Source organism: Bradyrhizobium sp. USDA 4506, assembly GCF_054058795.1.
On record NZ_JBSSBM010000002.1, the window covers coordinates 7,542,172 to 7,565,834 of the forward strand.

The 23,663-nt window shown below is 64.6% G+C and carries 23 protein-coding genes and 1 pseudogene; 13 read left to right on the forward strand and 11 right to left on the reverse strand.

Going from position 1 to position 23,663, the window contains the following annotated elements; all coding sequences use genetic code 11:
* Positions 1 to 22: 22 nt before the first annotated feature.
* Together ACVIHF_RS37550 and ACVIHF_RS37555 are read left to right on the forward strand one after the other, a co-directional pair.
* On the forward strand, positions 23 to 1,312 hold the full coding sequence (locus ACVIHF_RS37550; protein WP_028336266.1) for a dicarboxylate/amino acid:cation symporter: 1,290 nt from the start codon (positions 23 to 25) through the stop codon (positions 1,310 to 1,312).
* Between the two features lie 12 nt (positions 1,313 to 1,324).
* Positions 1,325 to 2,281, forward strand: coding sequence for an amino acid ABC transporter substrate-binding protein (locus ACVIHF_RS37555; protein WP_456793492.1), 957 nt, complete (start codon positions 1,325 to 1,327; stop codon positions 2,279 to 2,281).
* Positions 2,282 to 2,338: 57 nt separating this feature from the next.
* Here the strand turns inward: ACVIHF_RS37555 and ACVIHF_RS37560 are convergent, their stop codons facing one another.
* Positions 2,339 to 2,566, reverse strand: a complete 228-nt coding sequence (locus ACVIHF_RS37560) for a hypothetical protein (protein WP_456793493.1) — start codon at positions 2,564 to 2,566, stop codon at positions 2,339 to 2,341.
* Positions 2,567 to 2,902: 336 nt separating this feature from the next.
* Positions 2,903 to 3,148, reverse strand: a complete 246-nt coding sequence (locus tag ACVIHF_RS37565; protein ID WP_456793494.1) for a hypothetical protein — start codon at positions 3,146 to 3,148, stop codon at positions 2,903 to 2,905.
* Between the two features lie 227 nt (positions 3,149 to 3,375).
* On the opposite strand from ACVIHF_RS37565, the gene ACVIHF_RS37570 reads away from it, so the two are divergent.
* Positions 3,376 to 3,732: a response regulator gene (locus ACVIHF_RS37570; protein WP_253605067.1), complete on the forward strand. Its 357-nt coding sequence runs from the start codon at positions 3,376 to 3,378 to the stop codon at positions 3,730 to 3,732.
* Positions 3,733 to 3,752: 20 nt separating this feature from the next.
* Positions 3,753 to 3,953, forward strand: a complete 201-nt coding sequence (locus ACVIHF_RS37575) for a hypothetical protein (protein WP_456793495.1) — start codon at positions 3,753 to 3,755, stop codon at positions 3,951 to 3,953.
* A 58-nt stretch (positions 3,954 to 4,011) separates the two neighbouring features.
* Here the strand turns inward: ACVIHF_RS37575 and ACVIHF_RS37580 are convergent, their stop codons facing one another.
* Positions 4,012 to 4,947 (reverse strand): ATP-grasp domain-containing protein, encoded by a 936-nt coding sequence (locus ACVIHF_RS37580; protein ID WP_057020126.1) that lies wholly within the window; start codon positions 4,945 to 4,947, stop codon positions 4,012 to 4,014.
* 297 nt (positions 4,948 to 5,244) lie between these two features.
* Between ACVIHF_RS37580 and ACVIHF_RS37585 the strand changes: the two genes are divergently transcribed.
* Positions 5,245 to 6,018 (forward strand): ferredoxin--NADP reductase, encoded by a 774-nt coding sequence (locus tag ACVIHF_RS37585; protein WP_076832718.1) that lies wholly within the window; start codon positions 5,245 to 5,247, stop codon positions 6,016 to 6,018.
* Positions 6,019 to 6,030: 12 nt separating this feature from the next.
* On the opposite strand, the gene ACVIHF_RS37590 is transcribed toward ACVIHF_RS37585, so the two are convergent.
* Positions 6,031 to 7,047, reverse strand: coding sequence for an IS30 family transposase (locus tag ACVIHF_RS37590; protein ID WP_456793496.1), 1,017 nt, complete (start codon positions 7,045 to 7,047; stop codon positions 6,031 to 6,033).
* Positions 7,048 to 7,308: 261 nt separating this feature from the next.
* Here ACVIHF_RS37590 and ACVIHF_RS37595 point away from each other — a divergent pair, with 261 nt between their 5' ends.
* Both ACVIHF_RS37595 and ACVIHF_RS37600 read left to right on the forward strand, forming a co-directional pair.
* Positions 7,309 to 8,178, forward strand: coding sequence for a patatin-like phospholipase family protein (locus ACVIHF_RS37595; protein WP_225163096.1), 870 nt, complete (start codon positions 7,309 to 7,311; stop codon positions 8,176 to 8,178).
* Positions 8,179 to 8,774: 596 nt separating this feature from the next.
* Positions 8,775 to 10,401: pseudogene (locus ACVIHF_RS37600) on the forward strand (FMN-binding glutamate synthase family protein).
* A gap of 103 nt (positions 10,402 to 10,504) precedes the next feature.
* On the opposite strand, the gene ACVIHF_RS37605 reads toward ACVIHF_RS37600, so the two are convergent.
* From ACVIHF_RS37605 to ACVIHF_RS37625, 5 genes are all read right to left on the reverse strand, one after another.
* Positions 10,505 to 11,980, reverse strand: coding sequence for an FAD-dependent monooxygenase (locus ACVIHF_RS37605; RefSeq protein WP_456793497.1), 1,476 nt, complete (start codon positions 11,978 to 11,980; stop codon positions 10,505 to 10,507).
* Positions 11,981 to 12,182: 202 nt separating this feature from the next.
* A complete protein-coding gene (locus tag ACVIHF_RS37610; RefSeq protein ID WP_456793498.1) occupies positions 12,183 to 14,171 on the reverse strand; it encodes a carbohydrate porin in 1,989 nt (662 codons plus the stop codon).
* Between the two features lie 310 nt (positions 14,172 to 14,481).
* On the reverse strand, positions 14,482 to 14,718 hold the full coding sequence (locus ACVIHF_RS37615) for a hypothetical protein (RefSeq protein ID WP_253605058.1): 237 nt from the start codon (positions 14,716 to 14,718) through the stop codon (positions 14,482 to 14,484).
* Positions 14,715 to 16,370, reverse strand: coding sequence for an Nramp family divalent metal transporter (locus ACVIHF_RS37620; protein ID WP_456793499.1), 1,656 nt, complete (start codon positions 16,368 to 16,370; stop codon positions 14,715 to 14,717). Before ACVIHF_RS37620 ends, ACVIHF_RS37615 begins: the two co-directional genes overlap by 4 nt.
* Before the next feature lie 408 nt (positions 16,371 to 16,778).
* The gene (locus ACVIHF_RS37625) at positions 16,779 to 17,084 is read right to left on the reverse strand and encodes a hypothetical protein (RefSeq protein ID WP_456793500.1); all 306 of its coding nucleotides are present in this window, start codon (positions 17,082 to 17,084) and stop codon (positions 16,779 to 16,781) included.
* A 341-nt stretch (positions 17,085 to 17,425) separates the two neighbouring features.
* On the opposite strand from ACVIHF_RS37625, the gene ACVIHF_RS37630 reads away from it, so the two are divergent.
* Positions 17,426 to 17,695 carry a metal-sensing transcriptional repressor gene (locus tag ACVIHF_RS37630; protein ID WP_016840607.1) on the forward strand — a complete coding sequence of 90 codons (270 nt, stop codon included), beginning with the start codon at positions 17,426 to 17,428 and terminating at the stop codon, positions 17,693 to 17,695.
* Between the two features lie 116 nt (positions 17,696 to 17,811).
* On the opposite strand, the gene ACVIHF_RS37635 is transcribed toward ACVIHF_RS37630, so the two are convergent.
* A complete protein-coding gene (locus ACVIHF_RS37635; RefSeq protein WP_057020179.1) occupies positions 17,812 to 18,081 on the reverse strand; it encodes a hypothetical protein in 270 nt (89 codons plus the stop codon).
* Between the two features lie 144 nt (positions 18,082 to 18,225).
* Positions 18,226 to 19,032, reverse strand: coding sequence for a creatininase family protein (locus ACVIHF_RS37640; RefSeq protein WP_456793501.1), 807 nt, complete (start codon positions 19,030 to 19,032; stop codon positions 18,226 to 18,228).
* Positions 19,033 to 19,176: 144 nt separating this feature from the next.
* On the opposite strand from ACVIHF_RS37640, the gene ACVIHF_RS37645 reads away from it, so the two are divergent.
* From ACVIHF_RS37645 to ACVIHF_RS37665, 5 genes are read left to right on the forward strand one after another with little or no spacing between them, the layout of a single operon-like run.
* Positions 19,177 to 20,208 carry an ABC transporter substrate-binding protein gene (locus ACVIHF_RS37645; protein WP_456793502.1) on the forward strand — a complete coding sequence of 344 codons (1,032 nt, stop codon included), beginning with the start codon at positions 19,177 to 19,179 and terminating at the stop codon, positions 20,206 to 20,208.
* 16 nt (positions 20,209 to 20,224) lie between these two features.
* Positions 20,225 to 21,028: an ABC transporter ATP-binding protein gene (locus tag ACVIHF_RS37650; protein WP_375166708.1), complete on the forward strand. Its 804-nt coding sequence runs from the start codon at positions 20,225 to 20,227 to the stop codon at positions 21,026 to 21,028.
* A complete protein-coding gene (locus tag ACVIHF_RS37655) occupies positions 21,025 to 21,813 on the forward strand; it encodes an ABC transporter permease (protein WP_310880799.1) in 789 nt (262 codons plus the stop codon). Before ACVIHF_RS37650 ends, ACVIHF_RS37655 begins: the two co-directional genes overlap by 4 nt.
* Positions 21,813 to 22,796 carry a 2-hydroxyacid dehydrogenase gene (locus tag ACVIHF_RS37660; RefSeq protein ID WP_092083215.1) on the forward strand — a complete coding sequence of 328 codons (984 nt, stop codon included), beginning with the start codon at positions 21,813 to 21,815 and terminating at the stop codon, positions 22,794 to 22,796. The genes ACVIHF_RS37655 and ACVIHF_RS37660 overlap by 1 nt, the downstream gene beginning before the upstream one ends.
* Positions 22,796 to 23,491 (forward strand): AprI/Inh family metalloprotease inhibitor, encoded by a 696-nt coding sequence (locus ACVIHF_RS37665; RefSeq protein WP_253638002.1) that lies wholly within the window; start codon positions 22,796 to 22,798, stop codon positions 23,489 to 23,491. Before ACVIHF_RS37660 ends, ACVIHF_RS37665 begins: the two co-directional genes overlap by 1 nt.
* The last annotated feature ends 172 nt before the right edge of the window (positions 23,492 to 23,663 follow it).

The window sequence follows — 23,663 nt, forward strand, 5'->3', positions numbered from 1 at the left end:
GGGAACTGACGGGGGTAAGAGAATGTCCAGCAGGTTTACGCAGTATATCCTGATTGCGATGGTCCTTGGCATCGCGATGGGGACGATTGTCTTCAACTACTTTCCTGACAGCCGTGCCGAGATCGCAGCAGACGTCAACCTGATCGCGATGCTGTTCCTGCGTCTGATCAAGATGATCATCGCGCCGCTGGTTTTCGCAACCCTCGTCGGCGGCATCGCCCATATGGGAAGCGGCGCCAAGCTCGGCCGCATCTTTGCCAAGACCATGGGCTGGTTCGTCTCCGCCTCCTTCGTCTCGCTGCTGCTCGGCCTCGTGATGGTGAACCTGCTGCAGCCCGGCGCCAACTTCCCCGGCACGCTGCCCGACAAGGCGCAGTCGACCGGACTGCCGGTGTCGGCGTTCTCGATCGAAAAATTCCTCACCCATCTGATCCCGACCTCGATCGCGGACGCGATGGCGCAGAACGAGATCCTGCAGATCGTCGTGTTCGCGGTGTTCTTCGCGGTTGCGCTCGGTGCGATGCCTGAACGGGCCAAGCCGATCATGAGCCTGATCGACGACCTCGCGCACATCATGCTCAAGGTCACCGGCTATGTGATGCTGTTCGCGCCGCTCGCGGTGTGGGCCGCGATCATGGCGACCGTCTCGAAGAACGGCCTCGGCGTGCTCTGGAAGCTCATCGTCTTCATGGGCGGCTTCTATCTCTCGCTCCTGATCCTGTGGGGCATCCTGGTCGTCGTCGGGTTCATCGTGATCGGGCCACGCTACAGCCATCTCTTGCGGCTGATCCGCGAGCCGCTGATGATCGCGTTCTCGACCGCCTCGTCGGAGGCGGCCTATCCGAAGACGCTGGAGGGGCTGAACAGGTTCGGCGCCTCCTCGCGCATCTCGGCCTTCGTGCTGCCGCTCGGCTATTCCTTCAATCTCGACGGCACGATGATGTACTGCACCTTCGCGAGCATCTTCATCGCGCAGACCTACCACATCGAGATGTCGGTCGGCACGCAGCTCGCGATGCTGGCGACGCTGATGATCACCTCGAAGGGCGTTGCCGGCGTGCCGCGCGCCTCGCTGGTGGTGATCGCCTCGACGCTGGCGCAGTTCAACATCCCCGAGGCGGGCCTGCTGATGATCATGGGCATCGACACCTTCCTCGACATGGGCCGCAGCGCCACCAACGTGATCGGCAACTCGCTGGCGACCGCCGTGGTCGCGAAGTGGGAGGGCGAGCTGAAGGCCGAGCACGAGCTCGGGCCCGACGACGCGGTGCCGCAGGATGCGGTGCCGGGCGCCGTGATGGCCGGCCATTGAGGGGAGGGATGCATGCATCGCGCCCGCTGGAGGCCGATACGGGCTGAGGCGCCTCTCCTGTCGACACACCTGCTGCCAGCTTGTCTGCTGGCGGCAAGCCTGTTCGCCGCACCGGCGTCCGCACAGCCGGCGGGCGAGGGGCTCAGCCCCACGCTCGCCAACATCAAGGCCACGCACACGGTGCGGATCGGCTATCGCGAAAGTTCGCCGCCGTTCTCGTTCCTCGATCACTCCAACCGGCCGATCGGCTACAGCCTCGAGCTGTGCGATGCGATCGTCGAGGAGATCGGGACCGAGGTCGACGACGCCAATCTCAAGGTCGACTACGTCAAGGTCACCTCCGACGACCGCATTCCGGCGGTCGTCGACAAGAAGATCGACCTGGAATGCGGCTCGACCACGGCGAATGCCGAGCGCGGCAGGCAGGTCGCATTCTCGCCGCTGATGTTCGTGGCCGGTACCAAGCTGATGGTGCCGAAGGCCTCCGGCGTCACCCAGGTCGCCGACCTGAAGGGCAAGACGGTGGTGGTGACCAAGGGCACCACCAACGAACAGGCGATGCACAATGTCGACGCCAAGCAAAAGCTCGGCCTCAACATCGTCACCGCACCCGACCACGAGCAGTCCTACCAGATGCTGGTGGACGGCAAGGCGGATGCGTTCGCGACCGACGACATCCTGCTCTACGGCCTGATCGCGCGGCACAAGTCGCAGGACAAATTCCGCGTCACCGGCGACTACCTGTCCTACGATCCCTACGGCATCATGTACCGCAAGGGCGAGCCGCAGATGAAGGACGTGGTCGAACGCGCGTTCCGCAGGCTCGCCTCGAACCGCGACATGGTCCCGCTCTACAACAAATGGTTCGTCGCCCGGCTGCCGACCGGCGAGAAGCTCAACGTCGCGCTGTCACCGCAGCTCGAAGAGGCCTTCAAGGCGCTCGACGATTCGCCGGGCGGGTCGAACTAGCCGCGAATTTCGGCCTCTCCCCTCGCGGGAGAGGTCTGAACTCCAGCGCGACTTCGCTCACCGCCAATAGCGGCGCGACAAATCCAGGCACTGCCGGACCCAGTATCCGTTCACGTGGATCAACTGGCACGTGCTCGGAGGCGGCTCCTTGATGATCGGGTAGCCGTGGATATCGATATTCGTCGGGGCCGTGACGCCACGCCAAAACACCGCGTTGGCGGCCGGAGGATTGAAGGCGGCGGCGAAGGCCGCGAGTGCGACGAGGCTCAAAAGAAGTTTGCGCATAATCTGTTTCCGGATCAATCAATGCATGGAAGCGTACTCCCTTGCACAGGATGAGCAAGGCGCTGAATCGATCAAAATGGCGGCCAGAACTTCGGTGCCGGCTGCGCCACAGCCCCCGCATCAGCCGCCGCGAACCGCCATGCATGCGAGGGCAACGATGCCGACCGCCGCCAGAACAACCATGACCTGGAAAACCGCGCGCCCAAGAATCGCTCTCATCAAAGCTCCGTCGATCCGGCGGGATCTTCCTTCGAGTGTCCACGCGCCGCGATCTCTGGAGCATCATCGGCAGGCAAGATTCGGCTGTTGCGGTCTGCGAACTCGTCGCTTCACCGGCTAATGTCGTTCGGCGACGATTCGATCGACCTGTTGCTTCAGCTCTGCTTCCATTTCGGAAATGACGTCGTGCGGCAGGCGAGCGCGAAGCCGATCGGTCGTCTCGTGCTGCATCCTGGGCTGCTTGGCGAGCGCGGGTCGTTTAAGGGCCTGATCCTCGATCAATCGTCGAGAGGACGCATAGCCTGTCGGGCCGGCCGTCACGTCAGCGCCGTAGGGCTCGCAAGAATCCTGATCCGACTGCACAACGTTCTTCATGAGCTCTGCCTCCTGGCACTATCTCGCAAGAATTCACTTGCTCAGGCCCGAACCATTCGGCTCGTCCGGCTCGTCGCCAATCAATGACGCTGAAACCTGCAAAGTTGTTCCGCACGGAACTTGCAAAGGTCTGCCGGAACAGTCCCTCATGAAGCGGGAACCAGAACCATAAACATCCTCATTCGTTAACTCTGGTTGATCGTTCGGAGGTCGCCATGGCTTACGCGAGACCAATTCGTCAAATAGCAATTGTGGTCGAAGACGACACGATCCAGCGCGACATGATCGCGCTGTTGTTGGAAGAAGGCCATTTCGACGTCATCCAGTGCGAGGACGCCGAGACGGCAGCGCTGGCCATCAAGATGCGTCATCCGTCGCTGGTGGTTACCGATATCAAGCTCACGGGCAAAATGGATGGCGTCGAGCTTGCACGCTTGGCCGTGGATTGCGACCCGGGCGTGCGCGTTATGGTCATCTCGGGCCGGCCCCCGGACAGCGCGCTGCCTGAGGGCGTCAAGTTTTTCGAGAAGCCGGTTTATCCACCCATGCTGCTGCGAGAGCTGGCGTCGTAGATCTCGCCGATGGGTGGCCCATGCAAGACGATCCCGAAATCGATTGGCACCGGGAGCAGATTGCGAAGCACCGGGAACTGATCGCGGAATTGCAATCCGGAAATACGGCGGGGGCTGACGTGTTTCCAGAGACGCAAGCCGAGATCGATCGTCTCACGGCACAGATCGAGCAATCGGAATTGATCGTCGCCGCCTATGAAAAGGAGCACCCGCAAGACTGATCGGGCGCACACAGTGCAGGATCGCGCCGGCGAGCCCGCGTCGTCGGGCAGGGAAATGCTACGCGAATACTTCGTCCAGCGCCGCCGAATACGCCGCCTCGACCAGCGCCGGATGCCGGCGCCCCAGCGCTTCCATCTTCACCCCGGAGTTCACCTCGAGGATTTTCCACGCGCCATCCGTGCGCACGACGTCGATCGAGGCGAAGCGGATGCCGACGGCTTGCGCGGCCTTGATCGCGAGCGCGACGCAGGCCTCGCGCATTGCGTCATCGGCGAGCAGCACGGGCTCCGCGCCGGCATCGAGGTTGTGCCGCCAGTTCAGCAGAAGCCGTTCGCCGGCGGGCGGAACGGCGTCGAGCGCGGCGGCATCGAAATCCTCGGTGATGGTCTTGAGTTGCTCGGCCGTCGCGCTCGCCTGCGCCAGCGCGCGCAGCGACTGGATGCCGTCGCCAGTCACCGACGGGCGCGCCTTGCCGTAGACGATCAGCGCGCGCGCATCGAGCAGCACGACGCGCACCTCGTCCACGATCTCGACATAGGGCGAGATGGCGAGACTTGGATGTGCGGCAAGGACGCGCGCGACCGCGGTCTCCAATTGCGCCCGCGTCGTCACGCGGAACACGAGCTCGCCGGAGGTCCCCTCATTGGGTTTGATGACGAGCCCCTGCGGATGCTGCTCGAGCAGACGCTGCATCGCGTCCAGCGAGTCCGATCCCGGGATGTGCTTGCTGAGCTTCGCGCCCAAAAACAGCGTATGCGGAATGACGGGGACGCCGGCCGATGCCAGCACGTCCGCGCAGGCCGATTTGTCGTTGGCGACCTGATGCGCGACCGCGCTGTTCAGCCCGACGTCGTAGCCGATCGCGAGCCGCCGCGCGTTGCCCTTGGTCATGGTGACCAGCCAGCCGCCGGACCGCACCTCGACGGCAATCGCGTGCGCCAAACAATATTTTTTGATGGTTTCCAGGAAGATTCGCTGGCTGATCAGGACCACGAGATCATTTTCCCTTCACCGCGGTTTTTGTAGCAATTAATTGCCAGATCGATGCCGATCTCAGCAAGTAAATTACGTACAGCGCCACGTGTTAACGATGACGTCGTTGAACCTCTGCGCGAAATCGAACGACTGCCATTCTGAGATCGCAATTGCACGCCAGTTGATCTTGACTATCTCCTGCATTGGCGCAATGGACACGCGAGATCTTCAGTGATTTCGGCCACTTCCGCGCCGTCGCGAGCCGTCTAGAAATCAAACCATTCTAATTCTGGTCAGTCGAGAAAACGAAAACCCATGAGCGCGTTCTATCGAGAGAAAGTTCTTTCCGTTCAGCACTGGACCGATACGCTTTTCAGCTTCCGGGCGACCCGCGATTCCGGTTTCCGCTTCCAGAACGGGCAGTTTGCCATGATCGGCCTTGAGGTCGACGGCAGGCCGCTGCTGCGCGCCTATTCGATGGCGAGCGCCAATCACGAGGAAGAGCTCGAGTTCTTCTCGATCAAGGTGCAGGACGGCCCGCTCACCTCCAAGCTGCAGAAGATCCGCGAGGGCGACACCATTCTGGTCGGCCGCAAGGCGACCGGCACGCTGATCACCGACAACCTGATTCCCGGCAAGCGGCTGATGCTGCTGTCGACCGGCACCGGCCTCGCCCCGTTCGCCAGCCTGATCAAGGACCCCGAGGTCTATGATCGCTACGATCAGATCCTGCTGGTGCATGGCTGCCGTCAGGTCTCGGAGCTCGCCTATGGCGAGGAGCTGGTCGCCAAGCTGCGCGACGACGAGCTGTTCGGGCCGCTGCTGTCCGAGAAGCTCTCGTACTACCCGACCGTGACGCGCGAGCCGTTCCGCAACCGCGGCCGCATCACCGATCTGATCACCTCCAACCAGCTGTTCAGCGACCTGCATCAGGGCCCGCTCGACATCGAGACCGATCGCATCATGATGTGCGGCAGCCCGGCGATGCTGGAAGAGCTGAAGCAGCTGTTCGAGACGCGCGGCTTCAAGGAAGGCAGCGGCAACACCCCCGGTCACTTCGTGATCGAGAAGGCGTTCGTCGAGCGTTAAGGCCGTCGAGCGTTAAGATTGTCGTCCTGGCGAAAGCCAGGAGGTGGATTCACATTCGAAGTGCAACACTTGAGCAAAGGACTCGGCAGGCGTGCGGTAGTCAAGGCATTTGCGCGGGGTGTTGTTGTAGGCGGCGATGAACTGGCGGAATCTGGCGGTCGAGAGGGTTACGAGATCCGTCTTGCGGGGAATAAAGCGGCGCATCCTGCCGATGGCGTTCTCGATGCCACCCTTCTGCCAGGGGGCATGGGGATCGCAGAAGAAGGTCGCGATCGAGAGGCGGTGCAGCGCCAGGTGACCGGCGAACTCGGTGCCGTTGTCGAAGGTAACGCTCTGGCGCAGCTCTTGTGGAAGGGTCGCGAAGAAGCCCACGAGATGGCGGGCGACACCGCGCGCGACCTTGCTGGCAAGGCGGATGCCGAGCAGCAGCCGCGAGGTGCGCTCGTGCACGGCCAGCACGGCCTGACCGTATTTCGAGAACATCATCAGGTCGGCCTCCCAGTGTCCGGGCACGCTGCGGTCGGCCGCTTCGAGCGGCCGATTTGCCAAGGGTACACGGCCTTCGATGAAGCTTGCGGGGCTGCCGCCCCGCTTGCCGCGGCAGCCGCGCTTGCTCTTGGCGCGCGGCAGATAGCGCCGCCAGTTGAAGTCCGTGGTGCGCCTGAGTTGGCCATAGATGAAGCGGTAGATGGTCTCGTGGGAGATCACCTTGCGCCCGCACTCGCGGGCCAGCCGGCCAGCGACCTGCTCGGGCGACCAGCCGCGGCGAAGGCGTTGCAACACCGCGCGGCGCAGGCCGGGCTCCCGTTCGAGGCGTCCGCCCGTCCAGCGCCGCGCTCGCATCTGGTGCTGGGCATAGCTCGGCTTGTAGCCGACCTGGCTCCCCCGATTGCGCCTCAGTTCCCGAGAGATCGTTGATGGCGAGCGATCCAGAGCTGCCGCGATTTGCCGGACCGAGCTGCCATTGGCCGATAGGCAGGCAATCTCGCATCGGTCGTCCAGAGAGAGCTGCTTGTAAGTCCGCCCCATGGCAACACCTCCTCAAGGAAGTGTTGCACTTCGTTTGTGAACTCAGGGGACCCATAACCACCGCTCTTTGTTTGTCGAAGGCTGGGGCCCCATCAGGCTCCAGCCTTTTGCATTTGTGGTAATGGGTCCTGGCTCCCGTGCGCAATTGCGCACTAGGCCAGGACGACCCGTGAGTATGTGGCGTCTCCCATTCCCCCGCTGCTATAACGCCCCCAACGCCGCGCGGCCGTTGCGCGAAAGCGGCGATCTGGGAGCAGCACCTTGTCCATCACCGATCCGGATGCACCGAAGACCGCCTTTGTGTTTGCCGGCGGCGGCAGCTTTGGCGCGATCCAGGTCGGCATGCTGCAGGCGCTGGCCGCGCATGGCGTGGTCGCCGACATGGTGGTCGGCTCCAGCGTCGGCGCACTGAACGGCGCGTTCTATGCCGGCGACCCGACGGTCTCGGGCGTCGCGCGGCTGGCCGAGATCTGGCGCGGCCTCAACCGGCAGGACGTGTTTCCGGTGACGTGGCGGACGCTGGTGAGCTTCCTGTGGCGGCGCGACTTCCTGATCCCCCATGATGGCGTCCGCAAGCTGATCGACGACTACATCCCGTTCCGCAATCTCGAGGATGCGCGGATCCCGATCCACATCGTCACCACAGACATCATCAGCGGCGACAGCGTGGTGCTGTCGGAAGGTTCGACGGCCGAGGCGATCGTCGCATCGACCGCGATCCCGGGCGCGTTCACGCCGGTGCATTACCGCGATCGTTTCCTGGCCGATGGCGCGATCTCCAGCAACACACCGGTCCGCGTCGCGGTCCGGCACGGTGCCAAACGCCTGATCGTGCTGCCGACCGGGCATGCCTGCGCCAACCAGGCGCCGCCGGTCGGCGCGCTCGCCAATGCCCTGCACGCGCTGACGCTCCTGATCGCGCGGCAACTCGTCAACGAGCTCGAGAACATCGGGCCCGATGTCGAGTACTTCGTGGTGCCGCCGCTCTGCCCGCTGGTCGGCTCGCCCTACGATTTCTCCCGGACTGCCGATCACATTACCCGGGCACTCGACACCACCAACGCCTGGCTCGACGGCGACGGCCTGAAGCCGGGGCACATCCCGCACGAATTGCAGCCGCACGAGCACTAGGCGAACGGTGCTCTCTCCTCATCTCCTCTGCAAGCGCACTCACATGCGCGGGTGATGACACCGCGTGGTGCGACGCCTCGAATCGAGAACCATCCCCATCGTCGTCCCTGCGAAAGCAGCGACCCATACGCCGCGGCGGACCTTGTTGAAGGGACTCGTCGTTCCAGCGTGGCCCAACAATTGGCATTTGTGGTCATGGGTCCCTGCTCCCGTGCGCAAGTGCGCACTAGGCAGGGACGACGGGTTGGAGGAGCCGCAGACTCACATCACGATTTCGGAATAGTGGAATTGTGCCGGTGGGTTGCCCGACGTGTCAAGTCGCTGTGTCGAGCGCCGGCCGCAGCCGGCTCCTTTGCATGGGGTTGTTTTCGATATTTTGGTAGTGCGCCCGCGACGGCAGGTTATCGCATCCGATCCGCTGCGCTCCGTTGCAGTGCAAAAGGCGATACCGTTTCAATTTGACCGGTATTCGCACCCGCCCATTCGGGCGGTTGTCACATCTGTGACTGCTCGGCCGTATAACCGTAGTGCACTTGTTCCGCGAGTTGGATTAGGCTCGCGGCCGACAGGTCATTTGGGCAGACCGGAGGAATTTCATGGATACAGTGCTGCTTCCGTTCTCGCCGCGCTTCATCGTGCTGACGATCTGCGCCGTCGTCACCGCACTGCTGCTGCTGGTTGGAATTTTTGATCACAAGGTCTTCAAGATCGTCCTGATCCCGCTGGTCATCTTCGGCGCGCTGACATTGCTCGGCATCCGCGACCTCACCCAGAAGAACCACGCGGTGCTGCGCAACTACCCGATCTCGGCGCATGTCCGCTTCCTGCTCGAGGAAATCCGCCCGGAGATGCGGCAATATTTCTTCGAGAGCGAGAAGGACGGCATGCCGTTCTCCCGCGACACCCGCGCGGTGGTTTACCAGCGTGCCAAGATGGTGCTCGACAAGCGGCCGTTCGGCACCCAGGAGGACGTCTATCGCGAGGGCTATGAGTGGATGCACCACTCGGTGGCGCCGAAGCCGAGGGCCGACCAGAAATTCCGCATCACCGTCGGCGGCCCCGACTGCACCAAGCCGTATTCGGCCTCGGTCTTCAACATCTCGGCGATGAGCTTTGGCGCGCTCAGCCCGAACGCGGTGCGGGCGCTCAATGCCGGCGCCAAGAAGGGCGGCTTCGCCCACGACACCGGTGAGGGCGGCGTCAGCCCGTATCATCGCGAGATGGGGGGCGACATCATCTGGGAGATCGGCTCCGGCTATTTCGGCTGCCGCAACCGCGACGGCACCTTCAATCCGGATCTCTTCGCAAGCGTCGCGGGTGACGATCAGATCAAGATGGTCGAGCTCAAGATCAGCCAGGGCGCCAAGCCCGGCCATGGCGGCGTGCTGCCAGCGGCGAAGGTTTCCGAGGAGATTTCCAAGATCCGGGGCGTACCGATGGGCGAGGACTGCATCTCGCCGGCCTATCACAAGGCGTTCTCGACGCCGCTGCAGATGATGGAATTCGTCGCCCGGATGCGCCAGCTGTCCGGCGGCAAGCCGGCCGGCTTCAAGATGTGCATCGGCCATCCCTGGGAATTCCTGGCGATCTGCAAGGCGATGCACGAGAGCGGCCTCTATCCCGACTTCATCGTGGTCGACGGCAATGAAGGCGGCACCGGCGCCGCGCCGCTCGAGTTCATGGACCATCTCGGCATGCCGATGCGCGAGGGCGTCAATTTCGTCCACAACGCGCTGATCGGCATCGGCGCGCGCGATCGCATCAAGATCGGTGCCTCCGGCAAGATCGCGACCGCGTTCGACATGGCGCGCGCGATGGCGATCGGGGCCGACTGGGTGCAATTCGGCGCGCGGCTTCATGTTCGCGCTCGGCTGCATTCAGTCCCTGAGCTGCCACACCGATCGCTGCCCGACCGGCGTCACCTCGCAGGACCCGATCCGCAACCGCGCGCTCTACGTGCCCGACAAGATCGACCGCGTGTACAACTACCACCACTCGACCCTGCACGCGCTGACCGAGCTGCTCGCCGCCGCCGGCCTCGAGCACACCAAGGAGCTGCGCCCGATCCACTTCTCGCAGCGAAGTTCGACCACCGAGGTCTCTTCCTTCGCCGAGCTCTATCCGACGCTGCGCCCCGGCGAACTGCTCGAAGGCACCCAGGACCGCCGCTTCCGCGACGCCTGGGCGATGGCGCGCGCGGATTCGTTTCAGCCGGCGGGGTAGGGGCGGCAAATCCGTAGCCCGGATGAAGCGCAGCATAATCCGGGACCACTCTCTGTGCGGATCGACCGATCCCGGATTACGCTACGCTCCATCCGGGCTACGCTCACGACGTACCAGCGGACGCGCCGAACCATTTGGTCAGCGCCTCGGGTAGGCCGGCCTGCGTTCGCTCGCCAACCCACGCCACGTAGCCATCGGGCCGCACCAGCACCGCGGTCGGGGCCGAAACCGTGCCGTGCGCGGGAAGCTCCCATGCGCCGCGATTCGCAGCATCGACCAGCTGAACCCGGTCGGTCCATCCCGCGATGGCGATGCCGCCAGGCTCGCCGAAATTCAGCAGAACCGGCCGCGCCCGGTGCAGCAGCGCGAAGACCTGCATCGGGCCGTTGGCGGTGACCAGATCGAGATCGGGCATGCGGCGTCCGAGCAGCGGATGGCCGTCGCCAAGATCGTAGTGAAGATCGAGGCCGGACATCATCGCGGCAAAGCTTCTGCGCGGCTCGTCCATGCGCAGCAGGTCGGAGACGATCTCGTTCAACGCCCCGGTGCGCGGATCGGTGCGGTTGAGCGCGACATGCGCCATGGTGTTGCGCAGCACGCGGGCCGCCACCGGATGCCGTTCGGCTTGGTAGGTGTCGAGCAGGCCGTCCGGCGCGATCTGCTTGACCACCTGGGCCAGCTTCCAGCCCAGGTTCACCGCGTCCTGCACGCCGATATTGAGGCCCTGGCCGCCCATCGGCGGATGCACATGGGCGGCATCGCCGGCCAGCAGCACGCGCTGTTTGCGGTAGGTCACGGCCTGCCGGGTCATGTCGGTGAAGCGCGAGATCCAGACCGGACTGTGGATGCCGAAATCGGTGCCGTACGCGGCGACCAGTGCCTCGCTGACGTCGCGCAAGGTCGGCTCCCGGTCGGTGCCGAGTTGCCGCTCGGTCAGCACCAGCCGCACCCGCCCGCCATCTTCCGCCTTGCCGATCGCCGAGGTGCCGGTGTCGTGCTGGCGAAAGCCCCATTCCGGCTCGCCCGCCATCTCGGCCTCGGCGATCAGCCAGCTCGTGGTCGGATCCCACCCGGCGAATTCGATGCCGGCCGCTTTGCGGACGAGGCTCCGGCCACCGTCGCAGCCGACGAGATATTGTGCCCGGAGCAATTGGCCATCCGACAGTTCGACGTCGACGCCAGCGTCGTCCTGCGTGAAGCCGGTCACGTCGCGCGCGCGAATAATCGGCACTGCCAGTTCGCCGACCCATTCGCCGAGCAGGCGCTCGATATGGTTCTGCCGGAGCCCCAGCGTGAAATTGCGCCGTGTCGGAAAGTCGGTGATCTCAAGCGGAACCAGGTGCGAATGGAACAGCACCGCCGGATGGCGCGTCCCCAACGCGACGAAGCGGTCGCCGATGCCGCGCTGATCGAGCACCTCGATGGTGCGCGCGTGCAGGCCGCCGGCCCGCGCGCCGATCAGGTCCTCCCCCGCGCGCCGCTCGACAATCGCAACATCTATTCCCGCCAGCGCCGACTCGCCCGCCAGCATCAGCCCGGTCGGACCTCCGCCGGCAATCACGACAGCATGTTCCCGCATCCCGCACTCCTCCGTTCGATTGGGGCGCGCGTTCTACGGGATGACCCCGGGCTTGCGGCAAGCCCGGGGGGTCTACATATATCTGAGTGGGGAGAGGGCGTTTGCTCTATCGAACCAACTCCGAGACATCATTGAGAAGAACGGCGCGGCAAAGTTGCTGTCACCCCGGCTTTCGCCGGGACGACGTTGGGAGATGGCGCGTTCAGAACTCGCCGTGGATGCGGCCGGAGAAGATGTGCACCGGGCCGCGGTCGGCGTTGTAGGCGGGGTTGGTGATGAACTGATAGTCCGCGGTCAGCGTCAGGTTCTTGTTCACCTGATAGGCGTAGTAGGTCTCGAAGATCCGCTCCGGGCTGTAGTTCAGCGCGCCGTCGCCGATCAGCAGACCGAGGCCGCCGGCGGCAAGGTAGTCGCGATGCGCTGATGACAGCCCGTTGATCGCGCCGCCGATGCCGATCGTGTCGTTCGCCCGTCCCCACCTGCTGCCCTTGATCGACAGGCCGCCCGACACGCTGCGATCGACATCGGTGAACGACAGGATTTCGGTCCGGCCGTCGTTCCAGCTGAGGCGGCCGAACAGGCCGACATCCTTTGCGATCTGCTGCTCGCCGTTCAGATAGAAGCCGTATTTCAGATTGTCCTTGCGGATGCCGGCCATCACGTCGTTGATGTCGAGCCCCGGATTGGCGTCCTCGATCGCGAGCGCCTGGGCGTAGTTGCCGGTGTTGCCGCGGTTGCCGAACACGCCGACGCGCAGCTTGCCGGGCTGATCGAAGATCGAATAGCGGCCCTCGAACTCGACCACCGCGCCGCCGGTGTTGAACACCAGAACGTCGCTGTTCGGTGCGTTCGGCACCTGGAACAGGCCGGCGCGCACCGCCCAATCCTTGCGGTTGAGCTCGACCACGGCGCCGCGGGTGTAACCGGGCAGGTCGGCCGGGAAGTCGTAGGCGGCGGACGCCCACATCGTCCAGTTCATGAAATCGGCGCGCGGGTCCTTGGCGTAGGAATTGCCGTCGAAGAAATCGCCGACCGCAAAGCGCCCGACCACGAGCGTGAGGCGGTCGATATCGCGCTTGCCGGCGATCTGGTTCGGGCCGTCGGCGACGTCTTCCTGCTCGCCGCCGAAGCCGAAGGTCTGCTTGAAGTAGTAGCGCTGCGGCCGGATTTTCGGGAACGGCGCGCCGGCCTTCTGCGCTTCGCCGTTCGAGAAGCCGGCAAGGCCGAGCGTGCCGTTGAGGCCAAAGCCCTGCGCGGTTTCCGGGTTGAAGTAGAACTCGCCGCCTTCCCAGAGCCGCACGCCGAGAAACGCCGTCGTGGTCCAGGTCTGCTGCAACTGCCCCGCGCCGGGAAGGCTGTTGGTGCCGGCATAGGGCGAGCGGAAGGAGGCGTAGGTCTGCGGCAGCAGCGTCGTCTGGCCGTGCACGCTCCAGTCGCTCGATTCGGGTAGCGCGGTGCGCGTCGGCGTTGGCGACCATGGCGAGTCGCCAAGCTGATAGTTGAGGCCGAATTTCAGCAAATGGATGCGCGGGTCGATGCTGACGCCGGGCAGGCCGAAATCATTGAGGCCGAGCGTGCGGCGCGACAGGTCGACATAGTCGTATTCGACCTTGGCGGTCCAATTGCCGCTCACCGCGAATTCGGCGCCGGCGCCGACGGTCCAGCCGGTCTGGTACTGGCCGGGCTCCGAGATCACCTCGCCCGCGGCATCGTTGACCCGGACCTGGCTGTGGCCCCAGGCGAAGCCGCCGGTCACGTAAGGCATCCAGGTGCCGAAAGAGTAGCCGGCGCGGCCGCGCAGCGTGCCGACATAGTCGATCGACGAATTGAAGGGGCCGAGCACCCGCCGCGGCAGGTCGGTCGGGCCGGTGAAGGTCGCATCCGCCTCGATGCCGAGCACGAAGCGGTTGGCGAATTCCTTGTTGTATCCAACCTGGAAGCCGCCGATCCCGCCGGTGATGGTGGGCGGAAAGAACACGCCCTGTTCCAGGATCGGGTTGGTGCCGGGACCCAGCGTGCCGTCGCCATAACCGACATGGGCGCCGACATAGAATCCGGTCCAGCTGTAGACCGCCCTGGCGGCGGGGGATTTGAGCGCCAGATCGGCCGCGGTCGCCGGCGCGCCGAAGGTTGCCGCACCGAGCGCTGCGCCGGCGGCGATCTGGACCCGGAAGAGGCGGACGCAGGTCATGACGCGGCTTTCCGCGAACGAGTGGCGGTTTCGCCCGGCATCACTGCAGATTTGGTGGCCGCTTGCCACCCGAGATTTGAAATCATCGCCCGCCGTCCCCGGTCCGATCTGTGTCGTCCCATCCAAAGCCAGATCAGCACCTAGCATCCCACGTTGCTTATTGCAAATAATTCGCAATAGCAACTGAGGCGCGCCCAATACCGTTCCGATTTGCACGTCACCGTGACAGTCACGTAACAGCGCGAGGCGGCAGGCCACATCGGCGGCGATCGGCCGCGTGTCCGTGGCAAATCGGTCGCGACCCGACCGTTCAATCGATGCCCCCATTGTCCTCGTCCTTTGTGTTGAATGCCGGCTGCGATGCTCTGCCGAGCACGACCCGCGCGCCGGCCCGTTCGATACATCGCGCCATCGACAGCGCTGTCCGCAGTCCGGCGTTTGAGATTGTGCGTTTCCGGTGGAGCGCGGCCGCGCCGCGCAGGATGGCGCTCGCCAGCCTGAGCAGCACGAGCGCGCCCCATCGCCGTCCGCGACTGAGCGCGGTCACGCTCCCACCGTGGCGAGCTGCACGATCCGCAGCAGCACGAGGCCGGCGGCGACGACGAGATAGCCGCGCAGCACGATCATCCAGATCCGGCTCAGCGGGCTGAGCCGCGCCGGCGGCAGCCGGTCGAGCGGCGGCATCCGCCAGCTGTCGCGCTCGACATGAAAAGACTCTCGCGGCGGCTTGCGCTTGAAGCGGAACGACGCGTGACGGCGCGACGACATCTCGTAGAACTTGACGGCTGCCGTCACCAACAACGCGAGCAGGCCGCCGGCGACGAGGATGCCGATGATCCACGCCTCGCCGAGATCGGGGAACAGCACCGCGGCGGTCAGGATCACCGACAGCATCACCAGCCCCGCGACCACCGCGCCGGTGAACAGGTTGAGTTTGGTCGAATTGACCCAGGGCCCGAGGATGTGGCGATCGTTGCACAGCAGCAGCAGGAACACGGTCGCGCTCGGCAGCAGCACGCCGGCCAGCGTCTGCACCGCGTTGGTCAATAGTCCGAGCGGCGTGCCCGGCGTCAGCACCAGCGCCGCCGCGAGCACGATCAGGCCGCAATAGACGCTGTAGAAGCCCTTCGCGTCCCACGGCTTGCGGTGCAGCGAGTGCTTGACCGCGAACACGTCGCCGATCGCATAAGCGGTCGCGAGGGAGACTGCCGCAGCACCGATGATGCAGGCATCGAGCAGCGCAAGGGCGAACAGCACCGCCGGCAGCCGGCCGGCATATGTCTCGAGGCCCACAGCGGTCCCCAGCGCGTCGGTGTAATTGCCGAATTCGGGCTTTCCTGCGAACACTGCCGCGCAGAACGAGATCATCGCGACGGCGCCGACCACCACCAGCACGATGCCGATGCACAGATCCATCCGCTCATAGCGGATGAAACGCGGCGTGATCCGCTTGTCGACGATGTAGCTCTGCTGGAAGAACAATTGCCACGGCGCCACCGTGGTACCGACGATGGCGACGATCAGCAGCATCACCTCGCTGAGCTTGGCGTCCTGCGGCATCTTCGGCACGAAGAAGTCCGCCGCGATCTGCCCGACCGGCGGATGCACCATCAGGATCACGGGTACCAGCAGCAGGCTGCCGGCGACCAGCACGATTCCGAAGCGTTCGAAGCGGCGGAAGTCGCCGGTCGAGACCGCCAGCATCACGATAACAGCCGAGGCCAACACGCCCCAGAACTGCGAGACGCCGAGAAAGTGAAGTGCAAACGTGATGCCGATGAACTCGGTGACGATGGTCAGCGCGTTCAATACCAGGAGGTCGATGACGCTGAAGGCACCCCAGAACTTGCCGAAGCGCTCGAAAATCAGCCGCGCATGGCCAACCCCGGTGACGGCGCCGAGCCGCACCACCATCTCCTGGTTGACGTAGAGCACCGGGATCAGCAGCAGAAGCGTCCACAGCAGCGTGGTGCCGTAATTCTGTCCGGCCTGGGTGTAGGTGCCGAACGCGCCGGCGTCGTTGTCGCCGACCATCACGATCAGGCCGGGGCCGACGATCGCCAGCAGCGTCTTCAGCCGGGCCAGCAAGGTCGCGCGCGGCGCGGTGTCGTCGCGCGCGATGCTGCCGAGCGCGCCGTGGATGTCGCCGGCATGCGCGCTGTCGAGAATGGCGGTTTGTGTGGTCTTGCTTTCGGTCATTTCGCGTCTCCTCGCCGCCTTTCGGCACGGCGGGAGGGACGCAGGCGTCGTCAGGCGCGCCCGTCTCCGCTGCCGTGAGCAGCGGCATTTCCAGATGTGATGCAGATCGAGAATCCCGTTGCCGCGCCTGAATGCCGCGCAACGGGGCAACTAGGTCCTTCGTCCATGTCGGCCTCCTAAACCAAGACGACTACTTCCGACCGAGCAGCGGGGCGCCGCTTTACCTCGCCCCGCGTGCGGGGAGAGGTCGGATCGCATCGTCAGATGCGATCCGGGTGAGGGGGAGCTTCCGCGAACTCAGCTATCACCGTGTGCGCGGAGACGGCCCCTCACCCCAACCCTCTCCCCGTAAGAACGGGGAGAGGGAGCGGCAGCACCGTCGTTATCAAGCCCACCCTCATCGTCGGCCTACGCGCACAGCCGCGGCTTTGCCGCGGCGTGGCGCTTGGCTGTTGCGCGCGGGCCGAAACGCCGGCCCGCGCGCCGCTGCTGATCGAGATCACCGCCGCTGTCGTCGACGATCCAACGGCATTCCAGGCAGCCGTCGATCAGGACCCAATGACAGGCCGGGGTTGGACGCCGGCGGCGGCCCGCCAGGCGGCGAAAGCCCGGCAGGTTGTCATTGCAATGAATGGCGGCCGGCGGCGGCATGCGCCGCGGCTCGACAACGCGCCGCGGGCTTGCTTGCCGGAATTTTGCGAGCTTTTCGAACATCGCTCACCTCCACTTCCGCTGGTCGCGGCAGGCCGGTGAGGAGCAGTGGTCAGCTTGGGCGCGACCACCCGTCCACGCAGGCGAGATCTGCGCGATCAGTCTTGCTGTGTTGCGGCGTCACCAGTCCCGGCATCGCCGGACTACTGTCGCCTGAGTTGCTACTGCCCATGTGCCTTCTGTGCTGGCTCGTGGATCGACTTGTCTCCGGAGATAGAACCCCCGGCGCGGAACGAACGTTCCGATCATCGGGCACTACGCCCGCGACAATGGCCTGTCAAGCCGATTCCGCTATCCTCCGGGGAGGATCACGATTATCCTCCGGGGAGGATAGGAGGAGCCAGATGTCCGACGACCATCCGCACGCTGCGATCGCCAGGCGCCTGAAGCGCGCCAACGGCCATCTCGACACCATCGTCGAGATGATCGAGCAGGGCCGGCCCTGTGCGCAGATCGCCCAGCAATTGCAGGCGGTGGAGAGCGCGATCGAGAGCGCCAAGAAGGCGCTGATCCACGATCACATCGGTCACAGCCTGGAGGAGACGCTGAAGGCATCGGGGCCGAAAGGGCGAGCCGTGCTGCGCGATTTCAGGCTGGTCGCGAAGTATCTGTGATCGCCGCGTTCAAGAATTGACCCGCCCGGGGGGATCGCCGGACGGGTCGGTTGCGACACGGGGTGGATGAGGACCCGTGCCGAACACAGGATCCGCAACCCTGGGAATTGCGTCGATCAGTAGGAGCAGCTGCGCACGCGGCCGATGTAATTGCCGTAGGCGTCGAACTGGCGCACCCAGCCGCAGCGCCGATAGCCGCCGCCGTAGTAATAGCCGTCGCTGGCCGCGATCGCGCTGCCGACAACGGCGGCGCCGACGAGACCTGCGCCAACGCCCCAGCCCCAGCCATAGGGCTTCGCTTCAGCCTGCGACGTCGTGGACGCGATGGTGCCGGTCACGGCGAGCGCGGTGAGGGCGAGGGCGGCGAACTTGGTCTTGATCGACATGGAATACTCCATCCTGTGTGGGCGGCGCCGGTGTGGTCCGCATGCCCGTTGGACGGAGGCTGTCCGGTTCCGGTTCGAAGATCGGGGCGGAAATATGGTTTCGCGAATTGTTTCGTCGCGCTTGTCAGGACGAAGCAATCGCGGTCATTTGCCGCGAAATACGCCGGGATCGAACCTGTCGACATCGGCGAGCAGCTCGCAGAACGCGCGCGCGCCGTGCTCGATCAGCTTCTCGCCCTTCTCGGCCGAGGCCTTGGTCGCATCGCCGATCGCGCCGCTCGGATTGAGGTCCTGCGCCTGCCAGGCGAACGGCGCCGGCCGCTGCGTCGACAGAAAGCGATGATCCTTCTCGATCCGCACGCTGGCCGGCTTGAAGTCCGCGATCGCATCCTTGCGCACGGCGTGCGGATATTTCGCCAGCATGATCGAGGTCTCGACCGCGCCGCCATGGATGCCGTGGCGTAATTCGCCGGCGTCGAACAGCCCGTCGGGCGCGCCGAAGCGCGACCAGCTCGTGGTCACCACCAGCATCTGATGGTGCGCGCGCAGATCCTGCGCCACCAGCTGCATCGCGGCGGAATTGCCGCCATGGCTGGTCACGATCACGAGCTTCCTGACGCCTGCGCGCGCCACGCTCTCGCCGAGTGCCATCCAGCTCTTCAGCGCCAAGTTGGTCGGCAAGGTCAAGGTACCCGGAAAATCGATGTGCTCGGTTGAGATGCCGACTGGCTGCAACGGCAGGAACGTGGCGGGAGTGGTCGCGGGCAGCAACTCTCGCACCCGCGAAAGATAGGCCTCGCCGATCATGACGTCGGTTCCGAGCGGCAGATGCGGCCCGTGCTGCTCGGTCGCGGCCAGTGGCAGCACCGCGATCCAGCGCGCGGCCGTATCCCTGGCGATATCGGGCCAGTGGATGGCGGTCCAGTCGCGGGGCGGAAGCTGAGAAGTCATCAAGCCGGTCGTTTCAATACAAGCGTTTCACGGGATGGATTTGCAGGCTAGTTTGTTTAACATCATAACGGGTTCGCGTCTCCGGGCGCGGTCCACGTCTTCCCGCCTTCCATCATGGGCCATAATGATCGACGGAGTCCAACCATGATCCCGGCCTTTTTGCTGCGAGCGTTAACCACAAGCCTTCTGACCGCCGCGTTTTGCGTCGCCGCGGCGTTTGCCCCGGCGCGGGCGCAGACCCTCGACAAAGTCTCGTTCGGCACCAATTGGGTCGCCGAGGGCGAGCATGGCGGTTTCTTCCAGGCGCTCGCCGACGGCACCTACAAGAAATACGGCCTCGACGTCACCATCGTGCCGGGCGGTCCCAACGAGAACAACCGGATGCTGCTGATCGCGGGCAAGCTCGACTTCTTCATGAGCGCGAACTCGCTGCAGACCTTCGACGCCGTCACCAACAACGTGCCGCTGGTCGCTGTCGCCGCCATGTTCCAGAAGGACCCCCAAGTCTTCCTGACCCATCCCGAGGTCAAGGTCGCAAAGATCGAGGATCTGAAGCCGCTCACGCTTTTGATTTCGAAGGAGGGCATCACCAGCTACTTCCAGTGGCTGAAGTCCGAATACGGTTTCGACGAGAACAAGGTGAAGCCCTACACCTTCAACCCGCAGCCCTTCATCGTGAACAAGCAGACCGCGATGCAGGGCTACGTCACCTCGGAGCCCTTCGCGGTCGAGAAAGCCGCCGGCTTCAAGCCGAACGTGCTGCTGCTCGCCGATTACGGCTTCAACTCCTACTCGACGCTGATCGAGACCCGCCGCGACCTGGTCGACAAGAAGCCTGACCTCGTGCAGCGCTTCGTCGATGCCTCGATCGTCGGCTGGTACCACTACGTCTACGGTGACAACTCGGCCGGCAATGCGATGATCAAGAAGCTCAATCCCGACATGAACGACGAGCTGCTCTCCTATTGCGTCGCCAAGATGCGCGAGCACGGCATCGTCGATTCCGGCGATTCCATCAAGAACGGCATCGGCGCCATGACCGATGAGCGGATGGCGAGCTTCTTCGACAAGATGGTGCGCGCCGGCGTGGTCAAGAGCGCTATCGACTATCGCCAGGGCTACACGCTGCGCTTCGTCAACAAGGCGGTCGGCGCCGAGCTCCGGCCGAAGAACTGACGGGTGCGGACGGGCGATGGCGGAGCCTGCGTTGTCTGGATCTGATGCAGCGTCGGCTGTGCGCCTGCGCGGCGTCAGCAAGACCTATGACAGCGGCGTGAGGGCACTCGGGCCGCTCGACCTCGACGTGAGGCGCGGCGAGTTCGTCTCGCTACTCGGGCCCTCCGGTTGCGGCAAGTCCACCGCGCTGCGGCTCATTGCAGGTCTCGCCACGCCAAGCGCCGGCACGGTCGAGGTCTCGCATCATGGCGCGGAGCAGCGCGGCAGCCACCGCATCGGCTTCGTATTTCAGGAGCCGACCCTGATGCCGTGGGCTACCGTGCGCGACAATGTCCGCCTGCCGCTGAAGCTTGCCCGGCTGCCTGCGACCGACGCCGATGCGCGCATCGATGCGGCGCTGGATCAGGTCGGGCTTGTGGAGTTCGCCGACGCCTATCCGCGCGAACTGTCCGGCGGCATGAAGATGCGGGTGTCGCTGGCGCGCGCGCTGGTCACCGATCCGGATGTCCTCTTGATGGACGAGCCGTTCGCGGCGCTCGACGAGATCACGCGGTTTCGCCTCAACAACGACCTGCTGTCGCTGTGGCGCACCCTGCACAAGACCGTCATCTTCGTGACGCACTCCGTGTTCGAGTCGGTCTATCTTTCCGAGCGCGTGATCGTGATGACCGCGCGCCCGGGCCGGATCGGCGCGGAGTTTCGCATCACCTCGCCGGAACCGCGCGGCGAGGAGTTCCGCACCTCGGCCGAATACGCCGCGTTCTGCCGCGAGGTCTCCAGCGCGCTGGCGCCATCGTATGCAGGGCAGGCGGGCGCATGAAATCTCCGCAGGACCTCGTCCGTTTTCTGCTGCCGCTTGCGGTGTTCGCCGCTGGCGTCCTGCTCTGGGAAGCCATCGTCCGCGGCTATGGCATCCAACCTTACGTGCTGCCGAGCCCGCTATTGGTGCTGAAGACGCTGGTTGCGGACTGGCCTATCCTGTCGCAATCGCTCGGCGTCACGCTCCTGACCACGCTCGAAGGCTTCGTTGCCGCGGCAGTCGGCGGCATCGTGCTGGCGCTATTGTTCAACCAGTCGAAATGGCTGGAGTATTCGCTGTTTCCCTATGCCGTGGTGCTGCAGGTTACGCCCGTTATCGCGATCGCGCCGCTGCTCCTGATCTATTTGCAGCAGCAGACCGCGGTGATCGTCTGCGCCTGGATCGTGGCGTTCTTTCCGGTGCTGTCGAACACGACGCTCGGCCTCAATTCGGTGGATCGCAACCTCGCCGGATTGTTTCAACTTTATGGCGCCTCACAACTGCAGACGCTGCTGTTCCTGAAGCTGCCCGCGGCGCTGCCCTATATCCTCGGCGGTCTGCGCATCGCCGGCGGGCTGTCGCTGATCGGCGCCGTGGTCGCGGAGATCGCAGCGGGCAGCGCCGGCGCCGGCTCGGGTCTCGCCTTCCGGATCGCTGAATCAGGCTACCGGCTGAATATTCCCCGCATGTTCGCAGCACTTCTACTGCTATCGCTGGCCGGGATTGTCATTTATGGGTTGCTGGCGCTAGTTTCGCATTTGTTGTTGCGGCGTTGGCATGAAAGCGCGTTAGGAAAGGACAGTTGATGGCCCCGATTTCTTCCGAAAAGATCGATCTGTTGATCTATGGACCGATCCGGCCAATCCTCGAAAACGGCTTTCCCGATCAATACGTGCTGCACCGTGCCGAGAGCCGCGGCGACCTCGAGCGGCTGACGCCCGATACGCTGGCGAAGATCCGCGGCATCGCCGTCACCTATCACACGATGGCGACCGACAAGACCGCGCTGGCGATGTTTCCGAAGCTCGAGATCGTCGGCAGCTTCGGCGTCGGCTACGACCACGTCGATTCTGCCTATGCGCGCGATCACAATATCGTGGTCACCAATACGCCCGACGTGCTGACCGAGGAGGTCGCCGATGTCGCGATGGGCCTGTTGATCGCGACGTTGCGCGAGTTCGTCAAGGCCGACCGCTATGTGCGCTCCGGGCTGTGGCAGACCCAGAATTATCCGCTCAGCGTCGGCTCGCTGCGCGACCGCAAGATCGGCATCGTCGGCATGGGCCGGATCGGCCAGGCGATCGGACGCCGGCTCGATGCGTCGCGGGTGCCGGTGTCCTATCACTCACGCAATCCGTCCAAGGACGTCTCCTACAAGCACTATCCCGATCTGATCGAGATGGCGAAGGCGGTCGACACCTTGATCGTCATCGTGCCGGGCGGCGCCTCGACCGCGAAGATGATCAATGCCGACGTTCTGAAGGCGCTCGGCCCCCGCGGCGTGCTGATCAATGTCGCGCGCGGCTCGGTGGTCGACGAGCCGGCGCTGGTCGCGGCGCTGAAGTCCGGCACCATCCTGGCCGCCGGTCTCGACGTGTTCGCGGCCGAGCCGAACGTGCCCGACGAGTTGAAGGCGATGCAGAACGTCGTGCTGCTGCCGCATATCGGTTCGGCCTCGGTGGTGACGCGCAACGCGATGGACCAGCTCGTGGTCGACAACATCAAGAACTGGTTCGCCGGCAAGCCGCCGCTGACGCCGGTTGCCGAAACGCCGGTCAAGGATCGCTGATGTCGTTGTCCCGCTTCAACGCCGTGCTGTGTCTGCTGCTGGCCGCGTGCGGTCCGGCAGCGGCGCAGGACGTCACGACGTTGAAGAAGGACATGATCGGGCAGTGGGAGCTCGCCACCACCGAGCGCAGCAAGACCTGCGTCGTGACGCTGAAGGGCGATACGGCGCCGCAAGGCTTCAAGCTCGAGCTCGAGCCCGCCTGCGCCGCCGCGCTGCCCTTCACCAAGGACATCACCGGCTGGAGCATCAAGGGCCTCGGCGACATCGTGCGGCTGCATAATGCCGCCGGCGAGACCGTGATCGATTTCACCGAGGTCGAGACCGGCATCTTCGAAGGCATGCGCACGAACGAGGGCGTCTACATCCTGCAAAACCTTGCCGCGGCGCGCTCGCTCGCCAAATCGATGGACCAGATGATCGGCGACTGGTCGATGGTCCGCGGCAACGGCCAGGCGATCTGCACGCTGGTGCTGACCAACACCGACGCCGGCAACGACAATTTCCAGGTGTTCCTGAAAGGCAAATGCGATCCCGCGGTCGCGGCCTTCAACCCGACCATGTGGCGGCTCGATCACGGCCAGATGATCCTGATGTCGGCCAAGGGCGAGACCTGGCAGTTCGAGGCCGACGACAATGCTCAGTGGCGCCGCGTCCCCGACAGCGCCGACCCGCTGATCATGCTGCGGGAGCAGTAGATCGGGTGCTGGCTTCGTAGCCCGCATGAGCGCAAGCGATATGCGGGATTTCGCCGGTGCATTCCCCGGGTATCGCTTCGCTCACCCGGGCTACGGGATTGCCACAAGCTCCGTGTCGTCCGTGCTTTCGCAGGGACGACGATGGGGCCGGTACGATCTGCTTCTGCCCGAA

Excerpts from the sequence above, each read along its gene's own strand:
- ACVIHF_RS37605 (WP_456793497.1), bottom strand. The coding sequence starts at position 11,980 with ATGCGGGAACATGCTGTCGTGATTGCCGGCGGAGGTCCGACCGGGCTG.
- ACVIHF_RS37660 (WP_092083215.1), top strand. The coding sequence starts at position 21,813 with ATGGCCCCGATTTCTTCCGAAAAGATCGATCTGTTGATCTATGGACCG.
- ACVIHF_RS37555 (WP_456793492.1), top strand. The coding sequence starts at position 1,325 with ATGCATCGCGCCCGCTGGAGGCCGATACGGGCTGAGGCGCCTCTCCTG.
- ACVIHF_RS37620 (WP_456793499.1), bottom strand. The coding sequence starts at position 16,370 with ATGACCGAAAGCAAGACCACACAAACCGCCATTCTCGACAGCGCGCAT.
- ACVIHF_RS37645 (WP_456793502.1), top strand. The coding sequence starts at position 19,177 with ATGATCCCGGCCTTTTTGCTGCGAGCGTTAACCACAAGCCTTCTGACC.
- ACVIHF_RS37560 (WP_456793493.1), bottom strand. The coding sequence starts at position 2,566 with ATGCGCAAACTTCTTTTGAGCCTCGTCGCACTCGCGGCCTTCGCCGCC.
- ACVIHF_RS37590 (WP_456793496.1), bottom strand. The coding sequence starts at position 7,047 with ATGGGGCGGACTTACAAGCAGCTCTCTCTGGACGACCGATGCGAGATT.
- ACVIHF_RS37655 (WP_310880799.1), top strand. The coding sequence starts at position 21,025 with ATGAAATCTCCGCAGGACCTCGTCCGTTTTCTGCTGCCGCTTGCGGTG.
- ACVIHF_RS37625 (WP_456793500.1), bottom strand. The coding sequence starts at position 17,084 with ATGTTCGAAAAGCTCGCAAAATTCCGGCAAGCAAGCCCGCGGCGCGTT.
- ACVIHF_RS37575 (WP_456793495.1), top strand. The coding sequence starts at position 3,753 with ATGCAAGACGATCCCGAAATCGATTGGCACCGGGAGCAGATTGCGAAG.
- ACVIHF_RS37585 (WP_076832718.1), top strand. The coding sequence starts at position 5,245 with ATGAGCGCGTTCTATCGAGAGAAAGTTCTTTCCGTTCAGCACTGGACC.
- ACVIHF_RS37630 (WP_016840607.1), top strand. The coding sequence starts at position 17,426 with ATGTCCGACGACCATCCGCACGCTGCGATCGCCAGGCGCCTGAAGCGC.
- ACVIHF_RS37570 (WP_253605067.1), top strand. The coding sequence starts at position 3,376 with ATGGCTTACGCGAGACCAATTCGTCAAATAGCAATTGTGGTCGAAGAC.
- ACVIHF_RS37640 (WP_456793501.1), bottom strand. The coding sequence starts at position 19,032 with ATGACTTCTCAGCTTCCGCCCCGCGACTGGACCGCCATCCACTGGCCC.
- ACVIHF_RS37610 (WP_456793498.1), bottom strand. The coding sequence starts at position 14,171 with ATGACCTGCGTCCGCCTCTTCCGGGTCCAGATCGCCGCCGGCGCAGCG.
- ACVIHF_RS37665 (WP_253638002.1), top strand. The coding sequence starts at position 22,796 with ATGTCGTTGTCCCGCTTCAACGCCGTGCTGTGTCTGCTGCTGGCCGCG.
- ACVIHF_RS37550 (WP_028336266.1), top strand. The coding sequence starts at position 23 with ATGTCCAGCAGGTTTACGCAGTATATCCTGATTGCGATGGTCCTTGGC.
- ACVIHF_RS37635 (WP_057020179.1), bottom strand. The coding sequence starts at position 18,081 with ATGTCGATCAAGACCAAGTTCGCCGCCCTCGCCCTCACCGCGCTCGCC.
- ACVIHF_RS37650 (WP_375166708.1), top strand. The coding sequence starts at position 20,225 with ATGGCGGAGCCTGCGTTGTCTGGATCTGATGCAGCGTCGGCTGTGCGC.